This is a genomic window from Sphingomonas sp. UYP23 (assembly GCF_054059235.1).
Genome location: NZ_JBSSBX010000001.1, coordinates 122,688 through 147,908 on the forward strand (window position 1 = coordinate 122,688; position 25,221 = coordinate 147,908).

Annotated in this window: 23 protein-coding genes and 1 other RNA gene; 3 read left to right on the forward strand and 21 right to left on the reverse strand. The window is 67.3% G+C overall.

The genetic code is table 11. The annotated features are described in order from the left end of the window. Positions 1 to 65: 65 nt before the first annotated feature. From rnpB to ACVWYO_RS00800, 11 genes are all read right to left on the reverse strand, one after another. An RNA gene (rnpB, locus tag ACVWYO_RS00750) (RNase P RNA component class A) lies at positions 66 to 459 on the reverse strand. Positions 460 to 470: 11 nt separating this feature from the next. Continuing rightward, on the reverse strand, positions 471 to 1,160 hold the full coding sequence (locus tag ACVWYO_RS00755) for an N-acetylmuramoyl-L-alanine amidase (RefSeq protein WP_457348292.1): 690 nt from the start codon (positions 1,158 to 1,160) through the stop codon (positions 471 to 473). Positions 1,161 to 1,223: 63 nt separating this feature from the next. Then, on the reverse strand, positions 1,224 to 2,021 hold the full coding sequence (locus tag ACVWYO_RS00760) for a CheR family methyltransferase (protein WP_457354807.1): 798 nt from the start codon (positions 2,019 to 2,021) through the stop codon (positions 1,224 to 1,226). Positions 2,022 to 2,083: 62 nt separating this feature from the next. After that, positions 2,084 to 3,169 carry a chemotaxis-specific protein-glutamate methyltransferase CheB gene (cheB, locus tag ACVWYO_RS00765; RefSeq protein ID WP_457348294.1) on the reverse strand — a complete coding sequence of 362 codons (1,086 nt, stop codon included), beginning with the start codon at positions 3,167 to 3,169 and terminating at the stop codon, positions 2,084 to 2,086. 10 nt (positions 3,170 to 3,179) lie between these two features. After that, entirely contained in the window at positions 3,180 to 3,545 is a 366-nt protein-coding gene (locus tag ACVWYO_RS00770; RefSeq protein WP_457348296.1) for a response regulator, read from the reverse strand. 65 nt (positions 3,546 to 3,610) lie between these two features. Further along, entirely contained in the window at positions 3,611 to 4,039 is a 429-nt protein-coding gene (locus tag ACVWYO_RS00775) for a chemotaxis protein CheW (RefSeq protein WP_457348297.1), read from the reverse strand. After that, complete coding sequence (locus ACVWYO_RS00780; RefSeq protein ID WP_457348299.1) at positions 4,039 to 6,333, reverse strand: chemotaxis protein CheA; 2,295 nt, start codon at positions 6,331 to 6,333, stop codon at positions 4,039 to 4,041. The genes ACVWYO_RS00775 and ACVWYO_RS00780 overlap by 1 nt, the downstream gene beginning before the upstream one ends. A 106-nt stretch (positions 6,334 to 6,439) precedes the next feature. Beyond that, positions 6,440 to 7,084 carry a histidine phosphotransferase family protein gene (locus tag ACVWYO_RS00785; protein ID WP_457348301.1) on the reverse strand — a complete coding sequence of 215 codons (645 nt, stop codon included), beginning with the start codon at positions 7,082 to 7,084 and terminating at the stop codon, positions 6,440 to 6,442. A 306-nt stretch (positions 7,085 to 7,390) separates the two neighbouring features. Then, a complete protein-coding gene (locus tag ACVWYO_RS00790) occupies positions 7,391 to 7,546 on the reverse strand; it encodes a hypothetical protein (RefSeq protein ID WP_457348302.1) in 156 nt (51 codons plus the stop codon). Between the two features lie 549 nt (positions 7,547 to 8,095). Next, a complete protein-coding gene (locus ACVWYO_RS00795) occupies positions 8,096 to 8,263 on the reverse strand; it encodes a hypothetical protein (RefSeq protein ID WP_457348303.1) in 168 nt (55 codons plus the stop codon). Between the two features lie 87 nt (positions 8,264 to 8,350). After that, positions 8,351 to 9,337: a threonine ammonia-lyase gene (locus ACVWYO_RS00800; RefSeq protein ID WP_457348305.1), complete on the reverse strand. Its 987-nt coding sequence runs from the start codon at positions 9,335 to 9,337 to the stop codon at positions 8,351 to 8,353. A 138-nt stretch (positions 9,338 to 9,475) separates the two neighbouring features. On the opposite strand from ACVWYO_RS00800, the gene ACVWYO_RS00805 reads away from it, so the two are divergent. The 3 genes from ACVWYO_RS00805 (at position 9,476) to ACVWYO_RS00815 (ending at position 12,379) form a co-directional block, all read left to right on the forward strand. Continuing rightward, entirely contained in the window at positions 9,476 to 10,696 is a 1,221-nt protein-coding gene (locus tag ACVWYO_RS00805; RefSeq protein ID WP_457348306.1) for a type III PLP-dependent enzyme, read from the forward strand. Between the two features lie 142 nt (positions 10,697 to 10,838). Next, positions 10,839 to 11,888 carry a 1,9-bis(guanidino)-5-aza-nonane synthase gene (locus ACVWYO_RS00810; RefSeq protein WP_010186065.1) on the forward strand — a complete coding sequence of 350 codons (1,050 nt, stop codon included), beginning with the start codon at positions 10,839 to 10,841 and terminating at the stop codon, positions 11,886 to 11,888. 62 nt (positions 11,889 to 11,950) lie between these two features. Continuing rightward, the gene (locus ACVWYO_RS00815; protein WP_457348308.1) at positions 11,951 to 12,379 is read left to right on the forward strand and encodes an MAPEG family protein; all 429 of its coding nucleotides are present in this window, start codon (positions 11,951 to 11,953) and stop codon (positions 12,377 to 12,379) included. 1 nt (position 12,380) lies between these two features. Here the strand turns inward: ACVWYO_RS00815 and ACVWYO_RS00820 are convergent, their stop codons facing one another. From ACVWYO_RS00820 to ACVWYO_RS00865, 10 genes are read right to left on the reverse strand one after another with little or no spacing between them, the layout of a single operon-like run. Further along, complete coding sequence (locus ACVWYO_RS00820) at positions 12,381 to 14,273, reverse strand: XrtA/PEP-CTERM system amidotransferase (RefSeq protein WP_457348310.1); 1,893 nt, start codon at positions 14,271 to 14,273, stop codon at positions 12,381 to 12,383. Continuing rightward, a complete protein-coding gene (gene xrtA / locus ACVWYO_RS00825) occupies positions 14,273 to 15,760 on the reverse strand; it encodes an exosortase A (protein ID WP_457348312.1) in 1,488 nt (495 codons plus the stop codon). Before xrtA ends, ACVWYO_RS00820 begins: the two co-directional genes overlap by 1 nt. 58 nt (positions 15,761 to 15,818) lie before the next feature. Further along, positions 15,819 to 17,027: a TIGR03087 family PEP-CTERM/XrtA system glycosyltransferase gene (locus ACVWYO_RS00830; protein ID WP_457348314.1), complete on the reverse strand. Its 1,209-nt coding sequence runs from the start codon at positions 17,025 to 17,027 to the stop codon at positions 15,819 to 15,821. Continuing rightward, positions 17,027 to 18,100 (reverse strand): FemAB family XrtA/PEP-CTERM system-associated protein, encoded by a 1,074-nt coding sequence (locus ACVWYO_RS00835; protein ID WP_457348316.1) that lies wholly within the window; start codon positions 18,098 to 18,100, stop codon positions 17,027 to 17,029. Before ACVWYO_RS00835 ends, ACVWYO_RS00830 begins: the two co-directional genes overlap by 1 nt. After that, positions 18,097 to 18,954: an XrtA system polysaccharide deacetylase gene (locus ACVWYO_RS00840; protein WP_457354809.1), complete on the reverse strand. Its 858-nt coding sequence runs from the start codon at positions 18,952 to 18,954 to the stop codon at positions 18,097 to 18,099. The genes ACVWYO_RS00835 and ACVWYO_RS00840 overlap by 4 nt, the downstream gene beginning before the upstream one ends. A 4-nt stretch (positions 18,955 to 18,958) precedes the next feature. Next, positions 18,959 to 20,335 carry an XrtA/PEP-CTERM system-associated ATPase gene (locus ACVWYO_RS00845; RefSeq protein ID WP_457348317.1) on the reverse strand — a complete coding sequence of 459 codons (1,377 nt, stop codon included), beginning with the start codon at positions 20,333 to 20,335 and terminating at the stop codon, positions 18,959 to 18,961. Between the two features lie 39 nt (positions 20,336 to 20,374). Further along, positions 20,375 to 22,009, reverse strand: coding sequence for a hypothetical protein (locus ACVWYO_RS00850; protein WP_457348319.1), 1,635 nt, complete (start codon positions 22,007 to 22,009; stop codon positions 20,375 to 20,377). After that, complete coding sequence (locus ACVWYO_RS00855) at positions 22,006 to 22,977, reverse strand: AAA family ATPase (protein WP_457348320.1); 972 nt, start codon at positions 22,975 to 22,977, stop codon at positions 22,006 to 22,008. Before ACVWYO_RS00855 ends, ACVWYO_RS00850 begins: the two co-directional genes overlap by 4 nt. Then, a complete protein-coding gene (locus tag ACVWYO_RS00860) occupies positions 22,974 to 24,497 on the reverse strand; it encodes an XrtA system polysaccharide chain length determinant (protein ID WP_457348322.1) in 1,524 nt (507 codons plus the stop codon). Before ACVWYO_RS00860 ends, ACVWYO_RS00855 begins: the two co-directional genes overlap by 4 nt. A gap of 12 nt (positions 24,498 to 24,509) precedes the next feature. Then, entirely contained in the window at positions 24,510 to 25,154 is a 645-nt protein-coding gene (locus ACVWYO_RS00865; protein WP_140852027.1) for an XrtA/PEP-CTERM system exopolysaccharide export protein, read from the reverse strand. Positions 25,155 to 25,221: the final 67 nt, after the last annotated feature.

Below are 25,221 nucleotides of genomic sequence, written 5' to 3' on the forward strand. Positions count from 1 at the left end.
CATCGTGGTGCGATAGCGCCATGACGCTTTTGTGAAACACCCGTGAAAAGCGTCGAAATCGAAAATGCGCCAGAGGGTCTGTAAGCCGGGTTCTGTCCCCCCCGCCATGCGACGGGGATAGGCGACCATTCCTCTAGGACGACGTTTGCACGCCGCCTCAAGCAATCAACCCGGGTGACGAGCTGAAACGAAGCCCATGTGCCACCCCTATTCGATCTTGCTCCCGGTGGGGTTTACCATGCCGCTTCGGTTACCCGTCGCGCGGTGCGCTCTTGCCGCACCCTTTCACCCTTGCCTGTTCCTCACCTCCCTTGCGGAAAGATCGGACATCGGCGGTCTGCTCTCTGTGGCACTGTCCCTGGGGTCGCCCCCGCCGGGCGTTACCCGGCACCGTCGTTCCGCGGAGCCCGGACTTTCCTCGCGGTGCATGAAGCACCCCGCGGCCGCCCGACCCTCTGGCTGCGCGTTCCTTAGTCGTCCCCCTGCGGCTTTGGCAACAGCAGTGCGAGCAGGATGCTGCGGCATTCGCCGTCGATCACGCCGTCGATCAGTTCGGGCCGAAACCGCCGCTGGAACGCGACGACCGCGGCGAGCTTGTCGCGCACGTCATAGCCGAAGCGCTCGAGCGCGACGAGGAACCCCGCATCGGCCCACATCGGATCGAGCAGTTTCTTGGTCGGCCGCGGCAGCGCGAGGCGCACCTTGGCAAGCCGGCTCCACGGGAACAGCTCACCGGGATCCTGCTTGCGCGTCGGCGCGATGTCCGAATGGCCCACGACATTGCCGCGCGTAATGCCGTGCCGTTCGGTGATCCCCGCGACCAACGGGATCAGCGCGTCGATCTGCTCCTCGAAGAACGGACGATAGCCGAATTCGTGGCCCGGATTGACGATCTCGATCCCGATGCTTGCCGAATTGACGTCCTCGATCCCGCGCCAGCAGGATTTGCCGGCGTGCCAGGCGCGCTTGTCCTCGGGCACCATCCGCAGCACCTGGCCATCCTCGGCGATGAGATAATGCGCCGAGACCTTCGCCTCGGGGTCGCGCAGCCGGTCGATCGCTGCCTGGCCGCTCTCCATGCCGGTATAGTGAAGAACGATGATCGACACCGGCAGGGTGCGGTCGTCGAAATTCGGCGAAGGGGTTTCGATGATCGTCATGGGGAAGTCCCTGCGCAAGCCAAACCAAAGCTTAAGCACGGACACGCGCGCCAGGAAACCCCGTCAGCCCTCGCTCGACACGTCGCGTTCGTAGAGGCCGCGATATGCGCTGCTTGGACGAAACGCCTCGGTTTGACCGATCACGGTCTCGCCCGCGCCGAGCACCAGGACGCCGCCAGGCTGCAGAATCGTCGCGAACCGGTCGAGGATCTGCTGGCGGTGCTCGGCAGTGAGATACAGCAGCACGTTGCGGCACAGGATGACATCGAAGCGCCCCGACGGCTGGGCGGGGGCGACGAGGTTCATCCGGCGAAAGGCGATCCGCCGGACGAGATCGGGCTTGGCGATCCAGTCCGCTCCGTCGGTGTCGAACCACTCGACCATCCGGCGGATCGGCAGACCGCGCTGGATCTCGAATTGCGAATACCGTCCGCTGCGGGCGCGCGCCAACGCCGCTTCGGAAACGTCTGTCGCCACGATCTCGGGCATCGCCGCGCCGCGAAATGCCGGCTGCTCGGCGAACAGCATGGCGAGCGAAAGCGGCTCCTGCCCGAACGAACAGCCGGCCGACCAGACCCGCAGCCGCCGCGCCGGATGCGGCTCGAGCATCGCAACCGCCGCCTTGGCGACAAGATCGAGCACCGATGCGTCGCGAAAGAACGAGCTTTCCTGATTGAGCAGTGCTTCGGCGACCTGCTCGGCGATCGCGGGGGTGCCCTGCGCCGCCAGCGCCAGCGCCTCGAGCGTCGCGAGGCCGAGCTCGCGCATCAGCGGGGTGAGCTCGGTGCCGATCCGCCACGCACGGTTCGCGGCGAGTTGCTGCCCGGTGCGGCTTTCGAGGATCGCGGTCAGCACGCCCATCGCCCCGCTCGACGAAGCGCGTTCCACCGGCAGAGGAGGCTTCAGACCGCTCGCGCCCATGCTCATATCGGGCGGCGGCGGGCGGCGACGAGACGCCCGATCTCGGCCGGCGGCAGCAGAGCGCTGGCGAGCCCGGCGGTCGCGATCGCGCCGGGCATGCCCCACACCACCGAACTCGCGCGGTCCTGCGCCACGATCGCACCGCCGCGATCGATCATCCGACGCGCACCCTCGCACCCGTCGCGCCCCATGCCGCTGAGCACGATGCCAAGCGCGCGCGCGCCGTAGACCTCGGCCAGACTGTCGAACATCGGATCGACCGAGGGCATGCAGCCACTCTTGCTGACCTCGCTGGTGAGACGGATCGCGGCGCCATCGCCAGTGCTGACGACCCGCATGTGCGCGTCGCCCGGCGCGACGATCGTTCGCCCGGGGCGGATCCGCATCGAATCGGTCGCAACGTCGCACGGCCGATCCGCCATGACCGCGACTTGCGCCGCAAAGAACGGCATGAACGAACCGGGCAAATGCTGCGTGATGAGGATCGGCAGCGGAAACGATGCGGGCAATTCGCGCAGCAAGCTGGCGAGCGCGTGGATGCCGCCGGTCGAGGCACCGATCGCGACGATGTCGAAGGCCTGCCCGGTGACCAAGGCGGCGCTGACGGGATCGGGCGAGCCACGCCGCGGCGCAAGCGGCGCGTCGACCGGCGCTTCCACAGCAAGCAGGCGGCGCAGTTTCTCGACGATCGCAACCGAGAACCGTCCGGCGAAATCGCCGATGCCCGGCTTCATGAGCGTATCAGCGGCGCCGAGCGCCAACGCCTCGATCGTCGCTGCGGCGCCCTCGGCCGCTGCCGACGAGACGATCAGCACCTTGGCTCCCTGCCCCGCGACGATCAGATCGGGCAGCGCGGCAAGCCCCGAAATGCCCGGCATCTCGAGGTCGAGCACGACCGCATCGACCACGGTGTGCCGCAGAAACGCCAGTGCAGCGTCGGCGTTCGATACCGCCCCCGCTACCAGAAAGGGTCCGCCTTCCAGCGCCCGCGCGATCACCGCGCGGGCGACCGCCGAATCATCGACGATCAGCACCCGTGGCGGGTCGTCGGCGGCGCGTGCGGCCAAGCCGGAAGGGTGAGACGGCATCGACGTGCCCTCAGGCCATGCCGACGATCTGAAGTTTGCTCTCTAACGTTTCGCGGTCGAACGGCTTCATGACATATTCGTCGGCGCCCGCCTCGATCGCCGCGCGGATATGCGCCATGCCGTTCTCGGTGGTGCAGAACACCACCTTGGGGCGGCTGGTGATCGCGCTGTCGCGCAGCGCACGCAGGAAATCCATCCCGCTCATCACCGGCATGTTCCAGTCGAGCAGCACGACGTCGGGCGCCGAGGCGAGGCACGAATCGAGCGCCTCGCGGCCGTCACCGGCTTCGGTGACACGAAAGTTGAGCGTTTCCAGGATGTGGCGGGCGACCTTGCGGATCACCTTCGAATCGTCGACGACGAGGCAGGTCTTCATGAATTCACCCTGTTTGAGCACGCTGTGGCAAACCTTGCCCGAAATGCGTAAGCGTCGCGTTAATCTCAGGCCGCGAGCGCAAGCCCGCGTGGAATGAGCGCGGCGAGGCCGATCGCGAGGATCGGCTCGCCCTCGCGCTCGATGATCCCGCGTCCGACGGTCAGCCAACCCTTGTCGAGCACGATCCCGGCCGCGAGCGGCGCGAGATCGAACGGCGCGACATCGTCGAGCGCATCGACCAGCACCGCATAATGATGCCCATCGACGATCGTGATCACCGCGCGATTCGCCTCGCGTGTCCCGCACTCGAGCCCGAGCGCGGCGCGCGTATCGAGCACGGTGACGACGCGACTGCGAAGCGCGGCGAGCCCGCGGACATGGCGGTCGGCGCGCGGCACCGGGATGATCGTCCCGATGTCGATCACCGATTCGACCTGGTCCGATTCGATCGCGACGGTACGGCCGGCAATCTGCGCGATCAGGAACAACGGCATCAGCGGCCTCCTGCCGACCGTGCGACCGCCGCCAATACGGCGGGGCGATCGTAGCGGAAAATCGTGTCTTCGCCGCCGCCCTCGGCATCGCGCCGCAGCCGGACGATCGGGATCACGCTGACGGATGGCGCTGCGTCGCCCTCCATCCGCACCAGCACCTGCGGGACTTCGCCCGGTCGCAGCGCGGCGGTGACGCGGTAGCCCGAGGCCTCGAGCACGGGTTTGAGAAACGTCGTCATCCACGCCGATTCGGCGCCGTCGAGCAGGCAGAGCGGCGCCTCGGCCTCGAGCGGACTCGCCCCGTGCGTCGAGAAGATCCAGAAGAGATCGAGCACTTCGATCTGCTCGCCGTCGAGCGCCACGACCCCGGCGATCGGCCCGATCTCCTGCGCTGCGACGATCGCGCTGGGCAGTTCGACGATGTCGAGCGCCTCCTTGATGGCATAGGCGATCTCGGTCGCGCCATCGCGTAGTCGCAGCACCGACACGGTCGGCAGGTTGGCCCATTCGCCGAGCGCGACGAGCGGGATGATCGCGCCTTCGACCGACAGCCGCAACCGCCCCGCCGACAGGCGGATCGCGCCCGCGGCGACCGGCTCGACGCGGTCGATCACCGACAGCGGCACGATCCGGCGGCAGCCGTCGAGATCCTCGAACAGCAAGGCCTGCACCCCCGGCACGACATCGACCTCCACCTCTTCATCGGCTGCAGTCGCGCGCGTGAAGACCAGCCCGGCGACGTGCGCGATTCCCGCACAATCGAGCATCAGCATCGGCAGCCCGCTATCGGGCAGCGTCTGGCCGGCATAGATCCCGGTCGCCATGATCGCGGGCGCGGCCGGCTTGATCACCAATTCCTCATGGTCGAGCACGCCGTCGACCGCGAGCGCATAGCTGCCGCCCGAGACGCTGACGATGACGAGCATCGCGGGATCGTGCGGCGTGAAGCCGAGCAGGCCGCCCAGATCGATCAGCGGCATCCGCCGGTCGCGCACGGTGGCCGTCAGCGTATCGCCGATCCGGTCGATGCGGATCGTCTGCCCGCCGACACGGACGATCTCCTCGATCGCCTGGCGCGAGATCGCGAAGCGCTGGTCGCGCACGGCGACGCCGATCGTCGACATGATCGACAGCGTCAGCGGCACGTGAATCGCGATCCGCAAGCCCAGCCCCGGCGTGTTGAACAGTTCGATCCGCCCGCCGATCTGCTCGACATTGGCGCGCACCACATCCATCCCGACGCCGCGCCCCGAAATCGCGGTGACCACCTCCTTGGTCGACAGGCCGGGCTCGAAGATCAGGTCGAGCTTCGCCTGCGCGCTCAGCCCACGCAATTCGGCCTCGCTGCGCCGGCCCTCCCGCGCGGTCCTGGCGATCAGCGCGTCGACATCGATCCCGCGACCGTCGTCGCAAATCTCGATGATGATCTGGTTGCCCGATTGCCGGGCGGAAACGTTGAGCCAGCCATTCTCGCGCTTCTTCGCCAGACGGCGGAGCGCGGGCGGCTCGATCCCATGGTCGATCGAATTGCGGATGATGTGGACGAGCGGATCGCGCATCATCTCGATCATCTCGCGGTCGAGCTCGACGTCGCTGCCCTCGATATGCAGCGTTACCGACTTGCCGAGTTCGGCAGCGGTATCGCGCACCATCCGCGGCAGTGCCGAGAACAACGCATCGATCTTCTGCATCCGCGTGCGCGTGACGGTGTCACGCATCTCGGCGACGGTCAGCGACAATCGTTCGAGCGCCGCCTCGACACTCGGATCGGCGCCATCGTCGCGCAGCCGGCGCGCGAGTTCGTTGCGCGCCAGCACCATGTCGGACATGCCGCTCATCATCCGGTCGAGCAGATCGACGTTCAAGCGTACGCTGCGGCTCGGCGCGCGGCTCGGTGTCACCACGCTGATCGGGGCGACCGCCTGCGCGCCGGGGTCGAGCGCCGCGACGAGCAGATCCTCGCCCGAATCGTCGACGGCGTGGCCAGCATCGATCGCCTCGACGAGCTCGCCGATCCGGTCGACGATCGCCAGCACGGCGTTGACCAAAGCGGTATCGGGCATGCGCTCGCCCGCACGGACCGCGGCGAGCACGTCCTCGGCGGCATGGCTCAGCCGCGCGAGCCGCGGCAGATCGAGAAAACCGCAGCTGCCCTTGACGGTGTGGACGAAGCGAAAGATCGAATCGAGCCGGTCGCGGTCGCCCGGCGCCGATTCCCACGCGACGATCTCGCCCGAGAGCGCCTCGAGCGTCTCGCGCGTTTCCGCGATAAATTCCTGTAATAGGTCGTCCATGAGTCCCCGCGAAACGGTACGGGGGACCATGGTCGAAAAATGGTTAAGGGCGGGTGTAGCGCGCGAAATAGCGCTGCGCATGCCGGGAGTTGCCCGGCCGCGCGGCTCAGCCGGCCTTGAACGCCGCCCCGAACAGCAGCACCGCGTCGCCCGGATCGGAAACCTGGACGCCCCCCCCGCCCTCGGCCACGAGCGCATGGACCAGATAGGCCGCGGCGGCGCGCGGCGTGATCACCGCATCGCCCTGCGTGCCGGTCAGCGCGGCGCGCATCTCGGCATCGAGCACGATCCGTGGCCCCGATGCGCGCACGACGATCTCGGTCTGGCCCTCGATGGTTTCGGCGCCGACATCGAGCTGCCCGCCGCGCACGAGCGCATCGCCGGCGATCAGCGCAAGGTTGAGCAGCACCTTGATCGCGGTCTTGGGCAGCGTTGCATTCTCGACCAGCCAGCCGAGTTTGACGCGGTGCCCGTCGCCGAACAGCCCCTCGATCGCGGCCCGCGCCTCGCGCGCGTCGATCGTCTCCCCGAACCCGCCCGCGGCGCCGAACGCCAGCCGGAAGAATTTGAGCTTGTTGGCCGATGCCTTGGCGCTTTCGCTGAGCAGTTCGAGACAGCGCGCGCGCATCTCGGGATCATGCTCGTCGGCAAGCAGTTCGAGCCCGTTATTGAGCGCACCCACCGGGCTCAGCAGATCGTGGCAAAGCCGCGAGCAGAGCAGGCTGGCGAAATCGACGGAGGTCATCGTCATTGGATAAGCGGCTTTCGGGTCACCATGTGTCGGTTCTTCTTACGGCGCGGGGCGTTTGGCGCAAGCGGCGTGCGGGTTTAGCGTTGGTATCCGAGCGTGGAGCGCGTTGGTGTGCGGGCCGGACGGGGCGGGGCGATGTCTGAGGTCGAGGGAACCCTGCCCTTGCCCACCCCCGTCGCCCCGGCAGAGGCCGGGGCCGCTGCATCCGGCATCGGCCGTTCGCCAGCCCACCGACGGGCCCCGGTCTCTGCCAGGGCGACGAACAGCGTACGTCTCTTTTTGGTGGAAAGCGGTCGTTCGCCCTTCTCACCCGGTGAGGGTGGGGAAACGCTCGCCTTCAATCCAACCGGTGCAGAAAAGCTCTATGAGCGCTTTTTCGTTCACGGCGAACCCGAGAACAAAGCCGATCTGCTCCGATGAAAGATTTTCAACCCGGTATTGGCCTTCGTCGTCAACGATCATCCATCCTATCTCCCTCCCGGAAGGTCCGAGCGGATATCGAAATCGAAGAGGCTTATATCGCTCCGATATTTCAGACCGGCCGACCCGTTTAATTACGTTCTGCCTACTTGCCGAATGCACCGGAAACACGATCGTAAATCTGAAATCTGATAGCTCGGCGTCAGCGAATACAGCTACTGCACTCCCGAATGTGGAATTTGAGCCAACGTGCTGAAGGTAGAGCGGGCCACATTCAGATGGCATCTCGTATATTGCTCCAGAGCCAGTCTGCGTCATCTCCGCCCCTCAACTGCAAGCAAGCTTCGGTTTCTACGCTCCACGGGAATGTCTTCAAGTGGTCGAGAGCGGACGTGGCTTTGTCCCACACTTCCACCGTCATGAAATATGCGACGAAGCATTTTGAAATCGTCGAACCTGCACAGCGTCGTTCGCGAAAAACCTGCACGATCATCGTTGTAAACTTCGCCTAGGGGGAAACCGGTCGCACGGTTCGTCGCACGCATGGCTCCCAACGCCTCCCACCCGCCCCCGGCGCCAAGCGCCTGCGGCCTACAGCGTCCAGATGACGACGTTGCCGACCAGCACCGCCGCCATCACCAGCATCAACACACCCTTGCCGACGTTCTGACGCTTGGCGATCAGCATGCCGCCGCCGATCAGGCAGGCGAACGCGGCGAGCATTGCGATAGCGGGCGCCAGGCCCTCGAGGTTCTTCATGGCGCACCCTTCCTCCGGTTCGTGCGAAGCCTGTCGCCCCCTCCTCTCCACCAGCGCGGCGATCGTGGCTAGGGCCCTTCGAGCGGCTCAGCGCGAAGCGATCGCCGAGTTCGCGCCCGCCAGCACCGCGCCATACGCCGCCAGATCGACATTCCCGCCCGACAGGATCACCAGCAACCCTGGCTCGACCGCCACCTTGCCCGCCAGCACCGCCGCCAGCGCAACCGCGCCGCCCGGTTCGACCACCAGCCGCAACTTCTCGGCCACCCAGCGCTGCGCGGCGCGGATCTCCGCCTCGCTCACCGCCACCCCGGTCGCCCCACGGCGCGACAGCACGTCGAAGGTGAGCCCCGACACCCGCATCGTCTGCAAGGCGTCACACGCAGTTGGCGGAGGCGAATCGCCGACGGGTTCGATCCACCCCGCCTCGAGCGAGCGGCGCATATCGTCCCACCCCTCGGGCTCGACCACCGTGATCGCCGCCTCGGGCAATGCCAGCGCCAGCCCCGCCGCGAGCCCGCCGCCGCCGCACGGCACCACCACGCGGGTCGCGCTCCCCAGCCCCGCCGCCGCCATCTGAGTGGCCCCTTCGATCCCGGCACTGCCCTGCCCCTCGATCACCCACGGATCGTCGAAGCTCGGCACCAGCACCGCGCCGCGCGCTTCGGCGAGTCGCGCGGCGATCTTCTCGCGGCTCTCGGTCTTGCGGTCGTAGCTCACCACTTCCGCCCCCAGCGCGAGCGTGCCCTCGCGCTTGGCCTTGGGGGCATCGGCCGGCATCACGATCGTCGCGGGCATCTGCAGCCGTCGCGCCGCCCAAGCGACTCCCTGCGCGTGATTCCCTGACGAGAAGGCGACCACGCCTTTGCTGCGCACATCGGGCTCGATCGCGGTCAAACGATGCCACGCGCCGCGCAATTTGAACGCGCCCATCGGCTGCAGGCACTCGGCCTTGAAAGCAACGGCAACGCCCTGAATATCCACGATGAACAGCGGCGTTGCCGGCACCACCGAGGCGACCTTGGCGGCGGCATCGCGGACCCCTGCGCGTGTCGGCTGTCTTAAAATCGTCACGTGTTACCTCCCGGGGTCCAAAACCGCTTTACATTGAAAAAGCGCGACCCTATTTCGCCCATCCGCTGCCCCATGGGACTTCCAACCGCAAGGCAGTGTTTTCGTGAACTTGTCTGCGGACATTGGAGGTCCCTTGAATTGCACAACCTACATCGCGCGCTGGGGTTAGCGACCACCCCTTCGACTGCCATTGCTGGCATCGACATCGCTAAGCAGAAGCCGGTTCAGCCGGTAACGCTCGTTCGTCCGCACGCTGCTGCGCGTGCGGCCCGGTTCTTCGCGGAGAAGTTCCCGGGTCGCTCGATGTATGCGGTCAAGGCGAACCCCTCGCCGGATCTGTTGAAGATCCTGTGGGATAGCGGAATCACGCATTACGACGTGGCTTCGATCGCCGAGGTACGGCTGGTGGCGTCCACGCTGCCGGGAGCGACCCTGTGCTTCATGCACCCGGTCAAGGCACCCGAGGCGATCCGCTCGGCCTATTTCGACTATGGCGTGAAGACGTTCTCGCTCGACAGCGTGGAAGAGCTGGAGAAGATCGTCGACGCGACCGATGGCGCCGAGGACCTGACGCTGTGCGTCCGTCTTCGCGTTTCGTCGGAGCATAGCAAGCTGAGCCTCGCCTCGAAGTTCGGCGCGGCGCCGGGCGAGACCAAGGACCTGCTGTTCCGCGCCCGCCAGGCGGCGGACGCGCTCGGCATCTGCTTCCATGTCGGATCGCAAGCGATGACGCCCGAAGCCTATTCGAACGCGATGGAGCGCGTCCGCGCGGCGATCGTCGATGCGGCGGTGACGGTCGACGTGATCGACGTCGGCGGTGGTTTCCCGTCCTCCTATCCGGGGATGGAGCCGCCTCCGCTCGAGCGCTATTTCGAGACGATCCACCGCGTCTTCGAATCGCTGCCGGTCAGCTATTCGTCCGAGCTGTGGTGCGAGCCCGGCCGTGCGCTGTGCGCCGAATACAGCTCGATCGTGGTGCGCGTCGAAAAGCGTCGCGGCGACGAGCTCTACATCAACGACGGCGCGTACGGCGCGCTGTTCGATGCGGCGCATATCGGCTGGCGTTTCCCGGTCGAGCTGCTGCGCGAGCTCGAGAGCCGCTCGAAGGACATGCCGTTCAGCTTCTACGGCCCGACCTGCGACGACATGGACCATATGGTGGGGCCGTTCTACCTCCCCGCCGACGTGAAGGCCGGCGACTATCTCGAGATCGGAATGCTCGGCGCCTATGGCTCCGCTATGCGCACGGCGTTCAACGGCTTCGGTTCGGACGAGACGGTGATCGTCGGCGACGAGCCGATGGTGTCGCTGTACGGCGAAGAGCAGCCAGAGGTCGCTTCGAACGTCGTCACGCTGTAACACGATACAATCACTATCGCCTGACCTCCTCCCCTCCCGCTTCCGGGAGGGGTCGGGGGAGGGCCTGTAATCATTGGGGACGCGGGTCGACATGCCCTCCCCTGACCCCTCCCGCAAGCGGGAGGGGAATATGGAGACTATGATGAACGACATCGCCACCACCAACCGCAAGGCCGAGCTCCTCTCGACCACCGTCGAGCATATCGACATCACCAAGTTCGACGCGCGGCCGATCGTCGACGCGATGAAGAAGATGAGCTTCACCAGCCGCGACCTCGGCCGCGCGACCGACATCTACAACCAGATGCTCGCCGACAAGGATTGCTCGATCTTCCTCGTCATCGCCGGCTCGACCTCGGCCGGCGGCTGCATGGACCTCTATGCCGAGCTGCTGCGCAACAACATGATCGACGGCGTCGTCGCGACCGGCGCGTCGATCGTCGACATGGATTTCTTCGAGGGCCTCGGCCACAAGCATTATCAGGCGCTCGAAGTGCCCGATGACGACACGCTGCGCTCGCTGCTGATCGACCGGATCTACGACACCTATATCGACGAAGAGCAGCTCCAGGATTGCGACCACACGATCCTCGAGATCGCCAACTCGCTCGAACCGCGGCCCTATTCGAGCCGCGAATTCATCCGCGAGATGGGCAAGTATCTCGTCGAGAACGGGAAGAAGGAAAACAGCCTCGTCAAGCTCGCCTATGAGCATGACGTGCCGATCTTCTGCCCGGCATTCGTCGATTCGTCGGCGGGCTTCGGTCTGGTCAAGCACCAGGTCGACCGCGCCAAGGAGGGCAAGCCGTACATGGTGCTCGACGCGATCGCCGATTTCCGCGAGCTGACCGACATCAAGATCAAGGCGGGCACCACCGGCCTGCTGATGATCGGCGGCGGCGTGCCGAAGAACTTCATCCAGGACACCGTCGTCTGCGCCGAGATCCTCGGCCATGACGACGTGCAGGTCCACAAGTACGCGGTGCAGATCACCGTCGCCGACGTGCGCGACGGCGCCTGCTCGTCCTCGACGCTGCAGGAAGCGGCATCGTGGGGCAAGGTCAACACCGGGATCGAGCAGATGGTGTTCGCCGAAGCTGGATCGGTGATGCCGCTGCTGGCATCCGACGCCTATCACCGCGGCCTGTGGAAGGACCGCGTCAAGCGTCGCTGGGGTGCCAGCTTCGACTGATCGCGTTGCAAACAGCAACGAAGTGAGGCAGCCTCCCCCAAGCAATTGGGGGAGGCTTTTTCATGCACAGCGAGATTTTGAAACCGGTCGTGGCGCTGATCGCCTGGTCGCTGGTCATGCTGCTGTGGATGCTCGTGACTCGGCTGCCGGCAATGAAGGCATCGGGGATCGATATGGCCAAGCTGGTCGGCACCAAGGCCGCCGATGCCGATCGCGGCCTGCCGCCCAAGATCCAGTGGATCGCGCACAACCACAACCATCTGACCGAACAGCCGACCTTGTTCTACGCGGTGTGCGGCGTGATCGCGCTCACCGGCACCGGCGACGGTTTCAACGCCTGGATCGCCTGGGCCTATGTCGGCTTGCGCGTCGCGCACAGCCTCTGGCAGGCCACCGTCAACAAGGTGTCGGTGCGGTTTGTCTTGTTCCTCGGATCGTCGCTGGCGCTCGTGGCGCTGACGCTGCACGCGGCGATGGCGGTATTCCGCTAGTTCAGCCGAACAATCGCGCCATCGCGCGTTCCAGCATCACGAGCTGCCACAACGTCCGCCCATGATCGGCGCGGCCGCTGCGATGGTCATCGGCGAGCCGCGCGATCGTCGCGGCGTTGAACCAGCCCGTCCCGGCGAGCACGCGCGATGACGCCAGCCGCGCCGCTTCCTCCGCCAAGGCGCCTCGGAACCACGCGCTGATCGGCGTCACGAACCCCATCTTCGGGCGATACAGGATGTCCTTGGGCAGATACCGCTCCATCGCCTTCTTGAGCAGCCACTTACCCTGCCCGCCCCGCAGCCGCATCCCGACCGGCAGTTTCGCCGCGAACTCGACCAGGCGGTAATCGAGCAACGGCTCGCGCGCCTCCAGGCTCACCGCCATGCTCGTGCGATCGGCCTTGGTCAGGATGTCGCCGGGCAGCCAATGCTGGAAATCGGCATATTGCGCGCGGTCGAGCGCGTCGCGCGCCGGCGCATCGCGCATCGAACGGACGTAGCGATCCTCGGCGCGGTGCCCGCCAAGCGCCGTTCTGGCGGCATCGGTGAACAGCGCTGCGCGCAAAGCCGGCGTCGTCACCCCGACCGAGCGGGCATAGCCCTCCGCGCCATCCTCGGCGAGCGCGAGCAAGGTCGTCTTGGCGCGTAGCGGTCGCGGCGCCCAATCGGCCTTCGGGTAATAGCGCCCGAGCGTGCCGAACACATTGGCGCGCACCGACGCTGGTACCAGCCCGCGCACCCGCTCCTCGGCGGCCTGGAACTTGTAGCGCCGATAGCCGGCGAACGCCTCGTCGGCGCCGTCACCCGAGAGGGCAACCGTGACGTCCTCGCGCGCCAGCTCGCACACCCGGTAGGTGGCGAGCGCCGAGGCATCGGCAAAGGGTTCGTCGAAGGCCTGGACCAGCGTGTCGATCAGCGAGAAATCGTCGGCCGCGACGACACGCTCGCGATGCTGCGTCGCGAAGCGCTGTGCGATCTCGTTCGCATATGTGCGCTCGTCGAGGCCGCTTTCGTCAAAGCCGATCGTACAGGTCCGCACCGCCCCGCGCGAGGCTTCGGCCATCAGCGCGACCACCGCCGAGCTGTCGACCCCGCCCGACAGGAACGCGCCGAGCGGAACGTCGGACACCATCCGCGACGTCACCGCCTCGCGCAGCAATGCCGTCAGTTCCTCTTCGAGCGCCTTGGCCGATCCGGTCGCCCGCCTCGAGAAATCGACGTGCCACCAGCGCGACGGCGCGGGCACCGGCTTGCCGCGCTCGATCAGCAGGTAGTGCCCCGCGGGCAGCTTCTTGACCCCGGAGACCAGGCAGGCATCGTCAGGCACATAGCCGAACGCCAGATAATCCTCGACCGCGCGAATGTCGGGCACGCGGCGCATCAAGGGATGCGCGAGCAGACCCTTCAATTCCGACGCGAAGGCCACCGCGCCATCGGCGAGTTCGGCATAATGGAGCGGCTTCACCCCGAGCCGGTCGCGCGCGAGGAACAGCCTCTGCCGGCGCGCATCGTGGAGCGCGAAGGCGAACATGCCGTTGAGCCGGTCGAGCATCGCCGGCCCCCATGCCGCCCAGCCGTGGAGCAGCACCTCGGTATCGCCCGCGGTGACGAACACAGCGCCGAGCGCCTGCAACTCGGCGCGCAATGCCGCAAAATTGTAGATCTCGCCATTGTAGGTAACCGTGAGCGCGCCGTCCTGGCTCGCCATCGGTTGCGGTGAGCCCGCGACGTCGATGATCGACAGACGCCGATGCCCAAGCCCGACGCCCGGCGCTGTCCACACGCCCGAACCGTCGGGACCGCGATGCGCCTGCGCGTCGGCCATCGCCTGGACCCGCGCGGGATCGACCGGCTTGGGGGTGGCGGGATAATAGAGACCTGCGATGCCACACATCAGCGCGACATCCCGGCAGCGCGATCGGCCAGGCGGTCGATCGGGCCGAGCGCCGCGACGAAGCGCGTCATCGCCGCGCGCGGATCATGTCCCGGCAGGATCTCGGCGGAGACATGCACCGCCACCGCGCGCTGCGGCCCACCGAGCAGCTTGGCTTTCACCGTTTCCAGTTTCACGATCGGTCCCTTGGTCGTCAGCGCATCGCCGACACGGTACCACGTTACGATCTGCCGCTCGACCGGGCCAGGTGCGCTGACGCGGACCACAGCGCCACCCGCGAGATCGGGCAGATCCTCGACGCGCAGCCAGACATCGTCCTCGCGGATCGGCCCGACCCCGAACGCAACGAGCTCCTTGCCCTCCTGCTGGCTGCCATAGACCGCGATCGCGAGATCGACCATGCCGCCCGCGCTGTCGGCATAGCGCCCGAACAGGAAATGGTCCGCCCCCGGGTAATTGGGCGACCAGGCCGCGCGCGTGCTCGTCGCGACGCGGTGCCAACCGGGGACCTCGGGGAGCGAAATCTCCGCCGGCAACACCTGCGCCCGTCCCGCGATGGCGGATGACCAGGCCGGGAATAGCGCCGCCGCCGCCAATACCAGCACCGCGCAGACGACGGCATCGAGCCGCAACCGCGGGACGGTCTGCAGCTTTGCCGGATCGAACACCGGCGCATCGGGCGCGCGATCGAACCAGCGCCAGCCGATCGCCAGCGTCGCCGCCATCACCAGCCCGAAGAATACCCAGCCATAGACGATATGGTCGAACCCCGTCGCTTGCTCGACCGAGCTATGATAGGCGGCAAAGATCGTCGCGAAGGCGCGCACGCCGTTGGCGAGCACCGGCACGACGATCGACACCAGCATGAACAGCGCGCGCCGGCTCCACGACACGAAGCAGACATTGGCGACAAGCGTGCCATAGGCGATCATCGCGATCACGAACTTCGCGCCCGAACACGCCTCGGCCACTTCGAAATAGCCGTTGGGGATCGTGATCAGCACGCCGTCGACCTGCGCGGGCACGCCGAACAGGTGGAGCAGCGGCATCGTCATCCCCACCGTCACGCGCTGCAACGGCGCCTCGAGCCCCTCGCCGAACGGCACGAGGAAGACGGCGTAGGCCAGCGGGAAAAGCAAAGCGCGCGCAACATTGGGGCCGAGCAGCGTCACCACCGCCCCCTGCAGCATCATGACGATCCCGAGATGCCGCGCGAGCGCGACGCCGCCGGCATCGCCGAGCAACCAGCCGAACCCGCCAAGCGCGACGATCGCCAGCCCCGGCGCCCAGGCGACCGGCGCCATCTGCGCGAGCTCGACGCGCCGCTGCCACACCAGCCAACCGAGTACGGGCGTGATGAACAGGCAATGCCCGAAGGTCGTGCTCGTCCACCAGATCGTCGTCAGCGCGGCGACATCGCTGCGGAACAGGGCGAGCAACACGACCGCGACGACCGCCAGGATCGCCGACTGCCGTCGCCAAAGCATCGCGCGTGACACCCGCGAGGAAGCCGACGCCGGCGCTGGCATCGCGAGCGTCACCGCGTCAGGCCGCGGTGCGGCGCGGTGCGGCCTCGACGCCGATCCCGAGGATCGCATCGAGCGGGGAGAGCCGCGCGTCCCAGCTGTACCGCGCCTGGACCCGCGCGCGCCCGGCGCGGCCCAGTTGTGCCGCCGCTGCGGGATCGTCGAGCAAGGCGATCACTGCATCGGCGATTTCGCCGGCCGTCTCGCCGACGCGCAGCGTATCGGCATGATCGATCCCCTCGGCTGCCGCGCGCGATGCCACCACGGGCCGCGCCATCGCCATCGCCTCGAGCACCTTGTTCTGGATCCCGCGCGCGAGCTTGAGTGGTGCCACCACGACCGCGGCGGCGGCGAGCCAGCCGCGCACATCGGCGACCTCGCCGGTGACGATCACGCCGGGCTGCCTGGCGAGCGCCTTGACCGCCTCGCTCGGCGCGCGCCCGACGATCGCGAACTGTGCCTGCGGAAAGCAAACGCGGATCTGCGGGAAGATCGTCTCGGCGAACCAGCTCACCGCTTCGATATTGGGCCGATAATCCATCTGGCCGGTGAACACGATCAGCGCATCGATCGCGTCGACCTGCCCGAACGGCGCATTCGGCGCGAAGACGGCGGTGTCGATGCCGTTCTCGACGACATGGACGCGCTCCGCCCCGCTACGCTCACGGAACAGCTCGGCCTCGGCTTCGCTGACGAACAGGCTGGCGTCGGCGCGTGCGGCGATCGCGCGTTCATACTCGAACAGCAGATGGGCTTCGCGGCGCATCACCCAGGCCATAGGGCCACGGCCCGCGCTCGCATAGGCGGCGAACTTGGCCGAATCCATGTCGACGAAATCCATGATGACCTTCTGCCGCGGGCGCGCTGGCAGATATTGCGCCATCTGGCTGGAAAAGACGTAGATCGTGTCGATCGGCTCGCAGGCGAGCAGCGCCTCGACCGCGCCGCGCACCGCACTGCTGTCGAACGCGGTGAGTGAGATCGGCTTGCGCGTCAGCAGCGCCTCGATCGAGGCGCGCAGCCGCGATTTGGCGCGCCAGATGACCGAGGCGTGGCCCGTCATCTCCGCCGGCGCCTTGGCGGCGAGGTCGCGCGGATCGTCGGCAAAGGCGATGAGATGAACGCGTTTGCGCGCCGACAGGTATTTGAGGATGTGGAACCCACGGATCTTGTCGCCGCGATCGGGCGGGTACGGCACGCGGTGGCCGAGAAAGAGGATATCCCCCATCAGCCAAGGCCGCGCGAAATGTGCGGGCCAAGCTGGTTCGCGACCCACAGTGGCAGCTTCTTCCAAAGTTCGACCTTGCGCGAATAGCGCGGATCGAGCGGGTTGATCTCGCGCGGCTCGGTACCGGGCGCAGCGCGCTTGGCGTAGGGCAGCGGGACGCCCTCGAAGCCCCAATTCTTCTTGAACGCGGCAGGCCCGGTCCCGGCCTTCGAGCGTCCGAAATCGAAGCGGCTGCAACCGCGCGCGCGGGCGTGCGCCATCAGCGCGAAATACATCCGGTCATTGGCGCGAAGCCCGCGTGCGGCGTGCGTGCCGCCGCCCCAATAGGGATAGACGGTGCCGTTGAAATACAGGCTGAGCACCGCCGCGACGGGCTCGCCGTTCGCGCGGACGGTGAGGATGTCGGCATCCTCGCCGAATTGGTCGAGCACCGCGCGGAACAGCCGCTTCGGGAAGACCGGCGTGCCGAGGTTGCGCACCGATTCGGCATAGACCGCATAATGCGCCTTGAGGTCGGTCGGGGCGCGACCGATCGAGACCTCGAGATCGCCGTCGAGCGCCTTGCGCACCTCGGCGCGCTGCTTGCGCGGGATCGCGAGCAGTTCGTCGGCATCGCTTGGCGCAAGGTCACGCGCGAATCCGAGATAGGTCGTCGTATCGATTTCCCAGCCCTCGGCCGGGATCGGGCCGCCGCGCAGTTCGAGCGTCGGGCAGCCGAGCCGCTCGCCCAGCGCCCAGCCGGCGTCGGCAAGCGCCGGGATCGCCGCAGCGTCGGTCGCGAGAATACCGCCGCCGACCGCGAAGCCGTTCGAGACCAACGCCTTGCCGAACAAGGGCGAGCGCACTTCGGTCAACGGGAGCATCCCGACGAGCGCCCCATCGGCCTGCTCGGCGACGAGCGTATGGCTGGTCTGCCCGCAGCCGTGCGCGACGCCGAGGCTCCACGCCGGCAGATGGAACGGCGTCGCGTGATCGTGCGCGCGCACGAAGGCATCGAGCCGCGCGCGTTCGTCGCCAGTCCGGAGGTCGATCGCCCGGACGCCGACCGGCATCGCGAGCAACGGCACCGTCACGCGACGGGCTCGCGCGCCCGCGCCGGCAGGTCGAGCGCGGCGACGACGGCGTCCATCCGGCCCCAGTCGTGCCGGCCGATCAGCCCGCGCAGCTTGCCCGCCATCGCGCCGAGCCGGCTGTAATGCCGCAGCTTCGATTTCGCGGGCGCGTTGGCGACGCGCGGCTGGCCGGGATCGATCTCCCACGGATGGAAATAGAAGACCGCCGGCTGTGCCGCACGGCTGACCTGGCGCACCGCATGATCGGTGAGCGCTGCCGGGAAGAGCCGGAAGAACCCGCCGCCCGTCGCCATCCGGCGCTGGCCGAATTCGGCGACCGTCACCGGCACCTCGATCAGCGGCGCATCGGCGAGCGGGCGGAAGGCGTAACGCGAGGCTTCGGGCCAGCCGTAATGATCGTGGCGGAGCGGCGCGACGCTCGACGAATAGGCATAGCCCTCCTCGGCCAGCACGTCATACGCCCACGGCGTGCGCGCATCGATCGAGAAGCTCGGCGCGCGATAGCCCGTGACCGCAACGCCGGCCGCATCCTCGAGCGCAGCGCGCGCGCGGCCAATGTCGGCGCGGAAGCGCGCGGCGTCGAGCGTGAAGACACGGTCATGGTCCCAACCATGGCTCGCCACCTCATGCCCCTGCTCGACGATCCGGCGGATCAACGCGGGGTACCGGTGCGCCACCCAGCCGAGTGTGAAGAAGGTCGCCTTGACACCGCTCTCGCCAAACAGCGCGAGCACCGCATCGGTATTGCGCTCGACGCGCGGCGTCAGCGAATCCCAGTCGCGCTTGTCGATCACCGTCTCGAACGCGCCGACCTGGAACCAGTCCTCGATATCGACGGTCAGCGCGTGGCGCATCGGCTCAGTCCTCGTCATGCGGCATGGCAAGGCCGGGGGCCTGGCCCGATTCCGCCCAATCGACGAGCAGCTTCAGCACGCGTCGCAGGGCGAGATCCTGCTCGTCCACGCGCGCGGTCAGAACGGCGATCTGCTCGGCCAGCGCCGGGTCGGGAGCGTGTTCGGTCGCGGGAACCGGCTCGTCGTGAGCGGCGGGCGTCCAGTCGCCCTCGTCGATCTCCGCGACGGGCGGCGCAGACCCTTCCTCGACCGGTTCCGCAACAGGCTCGCTGACCGCAAGCACGACCGGATCGGGCGCGTGCAGCGTTTCGAGCTCCGGTTCTGGCTCGGACGCTGGCTCGGGCTCAGGTTCTGGTTCTGGTTCCGGTTCCGGTTCCGGTTCTGGCTCGGGCTCGGGCTCTGGTTCTGGCTCCGAGTCCAGCTCGGGCTCCAGGTCTGAGTTCGGCTCGGGCGGCACAACCGGATCCGAGTGCGGCACGGCCGGCGCGTCGGGTTCGGGCACCAGGCTCGGCACCGGTTCGGCGAGCAGCGCCGCGCGCTCGGGGATCGCGATCGGCTTCACGCCGGGCATGTCGCCCGCGATATCGGCGAGCACGGTTGCCACTGCATGCGCGTCGATCGTCTCGAGCTGCTCGATCGCGGCATAGAGCAGGACCCGCCCGGCCAATTGGTTGAGCCGGCGCGGCACGCCATCGGTGCCCTCGTAAAACGCTTCATAGGCGTCGGTAGTAAAGCCCGGTCGCCCGTCCCACCCCGCCACGCCGAGGCGATGGCGCATATAGGGCTCGACCTCGTCGCGCTCCATCGGGTCGAGGTGATGCACCGCGATCACGCGCTGGCGGAGCTGTTCGAGCCGGTCGGACCCGTGCAACCGCTCTCGAAACTCGGGCTGGCCGAGCAGGAAGATCTGTAGGAGCGCATGGCTGCCGGTCTGGAAATTCGACAGCATGCGCAGCTCTTCGAGGCTCGACACGGGCAGCGCCTGCGCCTCATCGACGATCAGCAGCGTGCGCCGCCCGGCGCGCGCGGTCGCACGCAACCCGCGCTCGATCGCGACCAGCAATTGCGCCTTGGTCAGCCCGTCGCTTTCGATCTCGAGGCCGCCCGCGACGATGCGGAGCAGATCCTCGGCCTCGATCTGCGTCGACACGATCTTGATGACGTGCAGCCGCGTCGCATCGACCGTGTCCATCAGATGGCCGACCAGCGTCGTCTTGCCCGCGCCGACATCGCCGGTGATGACGATGAAGCCCTCGCCCTGCGCGAGGCCATAGCCGAGATACGCCATCGCCTTGCGATGCGTCGCGGTCTCGAACCAGAAGCGCGGGTCGGGCGTCAGCTGGAACGGGCGACCGCGCAATCCGTAATAGTCTTCGTACATACTGCTATCCCCGCAATGACAGTCGTCCGCCCGTGCGTTTTAGAATTGATACCGTACACCGACTTGCCCTGTCGCCGAAATCTGGTCGGCGAGCCCAGATTGGCTGAACGAATAGAGCCCCGCCGAAGCGCTGGTGCCGATCCGTCCGAAATTGTGGTAATAGAGCGCGGTCGCGGCGGCACTGGTTACGCCCGACGCGTCGGGTATCCCGCTGTCGTAGTAATTGTAGATCAGCGTGCCGTTGATCCCCGAGTCGCGCGTCAGCGGCACGTTGGCGAAGGCCTGCGCATAATAGCTCTGGTCGCTGACGCCGTTGATCGAGAAGGCCGCATTGGTCTGGTCGGGCGCGAGGAAGCGACGGTTCGAATAGCCAGCGCCCACGCCGAGATTGAGCTTGCCGCGCGTCGCCGAGATCACAGCGTCGATGCCGCGTGCGCGGTACGCCGAAGTCGAGATCGACTGGAACGCGCCGTTGAGGCACCCGCCCGCCCCGGCGCCCGCCGCGCCGAAGGTGCAGCCGCCATATTGCTGGGTGAATGCGGTCCGCTGTTGCAGGAAGGACGTCGGCAATCCGGCCAGGCTGTTGCGCAGCTGCCCGCCAAAGGTCTCGACCGCGTCATAGACATCGGCATTGACCGAGATCGAGCGTGTCGCAGCGTAGCTGAGCGTGCCGAAATAGGTCATCCCGCCATAACGCCGTCCGACATGCCCCTGAACCGTCGTGCGCGACGACGGACGCCAGATCACCCCCGCGTCATAGATCAGCCCGTCGGTCTCGTAGGCGATGCGCTGCGGCGAGGCGGGGTCGGTCTTGAACCGCCCGTTGGTATCGACCACCGGCACGCCATTGGCGTCGAGCAGGGCGTCGCGCTGCTTCACCTGCAAATTCTCATAGCCCACACCCGCGGTCAGCGCGACCGTCGGCGCGACCGGCGCGACAAAATCGGCGCGGACGATCTTGTCCTCGAACTTCTGGTCGAGCTGGTTCGCGGTCTCGCGGTCGTACGCCGCCGAGACGTTGACGCCGACGGGCAGCACCGTGCCCGGCTTCACGCCCGCGCTGACGTTGACGGTATGGCTTTGCGAACTGTCGAACACATCGAGCCTGGGGCTACCGGGCGTGACGCCGGTATTCCCAGGCGACCCCGCCTTGGTATAACCGTAGCGATAGCTCGCCGCGACGCCGACCGGACCGACATGCGCGGCATAGCTCGGCCCGACATAGCCCGAGAACACCTGGCTGATATTGTCGCGCCGCCCGACCTGCGCGATCGGCGCGGCACCGCGGATGTCGGTGCGCGTCTGCGTCGCGAGCAGGCCCGCCTCGACGCTGAGATTGGGCGCGACGCTGATGCTGCCGCGCGCGAGGCCGTTGTGCAGATCATCGTCGCCGACGCGCTTGGCGTAGGAGAAATGCCGCTCATAGCGATAGCTGACCTGCAGCTGCGTGCGCGGCGTCTGGACCGACGCCTCGACCCCGCCCGCGACCGTCGTATAGGTCAGGACGTCGTCGTTCGTTAGGTCGGCCGTGACGATCTGGCCGATCTCGATATAGGGCGAGATCCGCGTTCGGCGTTGCTGGTCCTGCGCCTGCGCCTGCGCGGGTGCGGCCGCGATCAACGCGATCAGCGCGGTCCCGAGCAATACAGCGGTGGAGCGGATGCGGCACATCATGACGCGTCTTCCTGTTGTCCATAATAGCTGCCGAACCGCCGCCCCCCAGGGGCGAACGACACGGCGTTGAGGAGGAGTTGGATGTCTTCGCAGCCGTCGAGCAGATCGACGGCTTCGCGCAGATCGCCTTCGCCGGTGCGATCGGCCCGCACGACGAGCATCACCTGCCCGGCATGATGCGCGAGCGCGGCAGCGGGCGATGCGGCGAGCACCGGCGGCGAATCGAAGATCAGCACGCGGCGCGGATCGGCGGCGAGCAGCTCGGCGATCAGCTCGCCGGTGCGCGCGCTCGCGACGAGCTCGGTATCGGCGTTCGACTTGGTGCCGCACGGCAACAGGCTGAGATGCTGAATATCGGTTCGGACGATGCAGCTCTCGAGCTCGACCTGCGGATCGGCGAGCGCATCGAGCAGCCCCCGCCCCTCGCTCAAGCCAAGCCGCGCCATGACGTCGGGCTTGGCGAAATCGGCGTCGATCAGCAGAATCTCGAGGTCGCGCTCGGCCGCCATCGAGATGGCGAGATTGAGCGCGCAATAGGTCTTGCCGTCATCGGGCTGTGCCGAGGTGACGAGGATCGTCCGCGACAGATCGCCTGCGCGGACGCGCACGCCGCGCGCGGTCGTCAGCAACTGGCGCTTCACCAGGCGGAATTCCTCGACCAGCGCACCGATCGGCGCACCGGGCACGAGCATCCCGCGCTCGGCGAGCAACGCGCGATCGATCTTGACCTCGGTGCCCGGCCGCGAAACTGTTCGCGGCTTGGCGGCCGGGTGCGGCGCAGCCTCGGGCGAGGCCACCGGCGCGGCGACTGACGACTGGACTGGCGACTGGGCCGGCGACCGGGCCGGCGACCGGGCCGGCGCCTCGGCCGGGACGTCGTCGAGCGGACGGATCCGGTCGTTGAAATCGTAGCGGCTCGCGGCCTGTTCGAGCAGCGACGGACGCTTGCGCGGGGTTGGATCGCTCATGCCGCCAATCCCCGCTGAAGCATCTCGACCCCGAGCAAACCGACATAGGCCGCGCCGAGCGCACCTGCCCCGCCGGCGAAATAGGCCAGCATCCGCCGTCGGTGCGCGATCTGCGCCTTGGTCACGATCGCGCCGATCGAGCCGAGCACCGGCAGCCCGGTCGCCTTTTCGAGCCGACCCGCGGTCGCAAACGTCGTCTTGAACTGCGCCAGCCCGAACGCGACCGCCACGCCCCCCCCCAGCGCGACGATCAGCACGCCGGTCAGCAGTAGCGGCCGGTTCGGCGATGCCGGGACGCGCGGCGCGGTCGGCGGGTCGATCACGCTGAACTTGATCGAATCGGTCTGGCTCTGGGCCTGGCCGCGCAGCTTGATCGCTTCGCGATCAGCGAGCAGCTTGGCATAGCCGTCCTTCATCACCTGATAGTCGTTGTCGATCTGCGATTGCTGCGCGGCGACCGCCGGGTCGCCCGCAAGCTTTCCATTGATCGCATCGAGATCGTGCTGCAGCTGCGCCTTGCGGGCGCTCAGCGCTGCGACCTGCGCCTGCTTGTCGGCCTGGATCGAGCGCAGCCCGACATAGGCCGGGTTTGATGCCGCAGCCGCGCCACCGCCGCCGACTATTGGTTCGCTCCGCGCCGCCGCCTGCGCCGAAGCCAGCTGGCTGCGGAGCGCGACGACGTCGGGGTGGTTCTCGGTATAGCCGCGCGCGCGCGCATCGGCGAGCTGGCCCTGGATCGCATTGAGCCGTGCGCGTGCGGGGCCTGCACTTGCCGCGCTGCCCGCCATACCCGGGATGTTGGCCGGGGTGCCCGCCATCTGGCCATTGACGACGGACAGCGCCGATTGCGCCGCCGCAAGATCGCTATCGACCTGCGCCATCGCCGAACGCGCCGCGCCCATCCGGTCGGTCAGCGACCCAGACCCCGGCAGGCTGCCGAGATAGCGGTTCTGAAAATCGGCGCGCTTGGCGTCGGCATCGGCGAGCTGCTTCTGGCGCTGCTCGAGCTGCGCATCGAGGAATTTGAGGCTCGAATTCGTCTCGTCGCGATCGCCCGACAGGTTCTGCTCGACGAACAGGTCGATCAGCTTCTGGACGACCTGCGCGGCCACCTTGGGGCTCGACGCGCTCGCGACGATTTCGAACAGATTGTCCTGCTGCGCCGTGATCTTGATCGCCTTGGACAGCGTGCTGACACGATCGGCGACGTCGCGATCGGTCTTCACCGTATTGGCAAGATCGGTGCCGCGCACGACCTTTTCGAGGTTGACCGCCGAGGTCAGCGTCTGCCGGATCGTGTCGACGTCCTTCTGCTGGTCGGCGGCGGTGATGCCGACCGCGCTCGGCAGGATCGTGTTGAGCTGGACGAAGACGCGCGCACGCGATTCATAGCTGTTGTGCAGCTGCGCGACGACCGCCCAGCCGAGCACCGCGACACCCCAGGCGACGCCAAGCGCGATCCAGCGCCGCATCCACATGGTGTGCAGGATGATCTGCACTTCGGTGAGGAAACCACTCATCTACCGCCGCCCCTAGAACATGCTCTCGGGGATGATGATCACGTCGCCGGGTTCGAGCCGGACGTTCGCACGGCTGTCGCCGTCCTTGAGCAGGCGCGACAGCTTCAGATTGTATTCGACCTGCTTGCCCGTCTCGCGGTTGTAGCGGACGAGCTTGGCGCGGTTGCCTGCGGCATATTGGCTTAAGCCCCCAACCGAGATCATCGCGTCGAGCAGCGTCATGTTGGCGCGGTACGGGATCGACGCGGGCTTGGCGGTCGCACCGACGATGCGGATCTGCTGGCTGAAGGTTCCGCTGAAATTCTCGACGATGACCGAGACGATCGGATCCTTGATATATTCGCCGAGCGCGATCTTCATGTCGTCGGCGAGCATCCGCGGCGTCTTGCCGACCGCAGGCATGTCGCTGATCAGCGGCGTGGTGATCCGGCCGTCGGGGCGCACCTGCACCTTCGACGAGAGCTCGGGGTTGCGCCATACGAAGATGTTGAGCTGGTCGAGCGGGCCGATGATATATTCCTCGCCCGGCTGTTCCTGCCCGGCGACGAAGGCCGCCTGCGGCAGTTCGGGCCGGCTCGCGGTCGTGCAGCCGGCGAGCGCGAGCGCACTCGTACCAACGCTCAGGAGCCCGCGAACTGACTTAGAAAAACGCTGCATGCATACCTCCCGCCGCTTCCTGTTGCCGACCCGAGTCACGTCTGACCCCGGCGAGCAAGCTACGGCT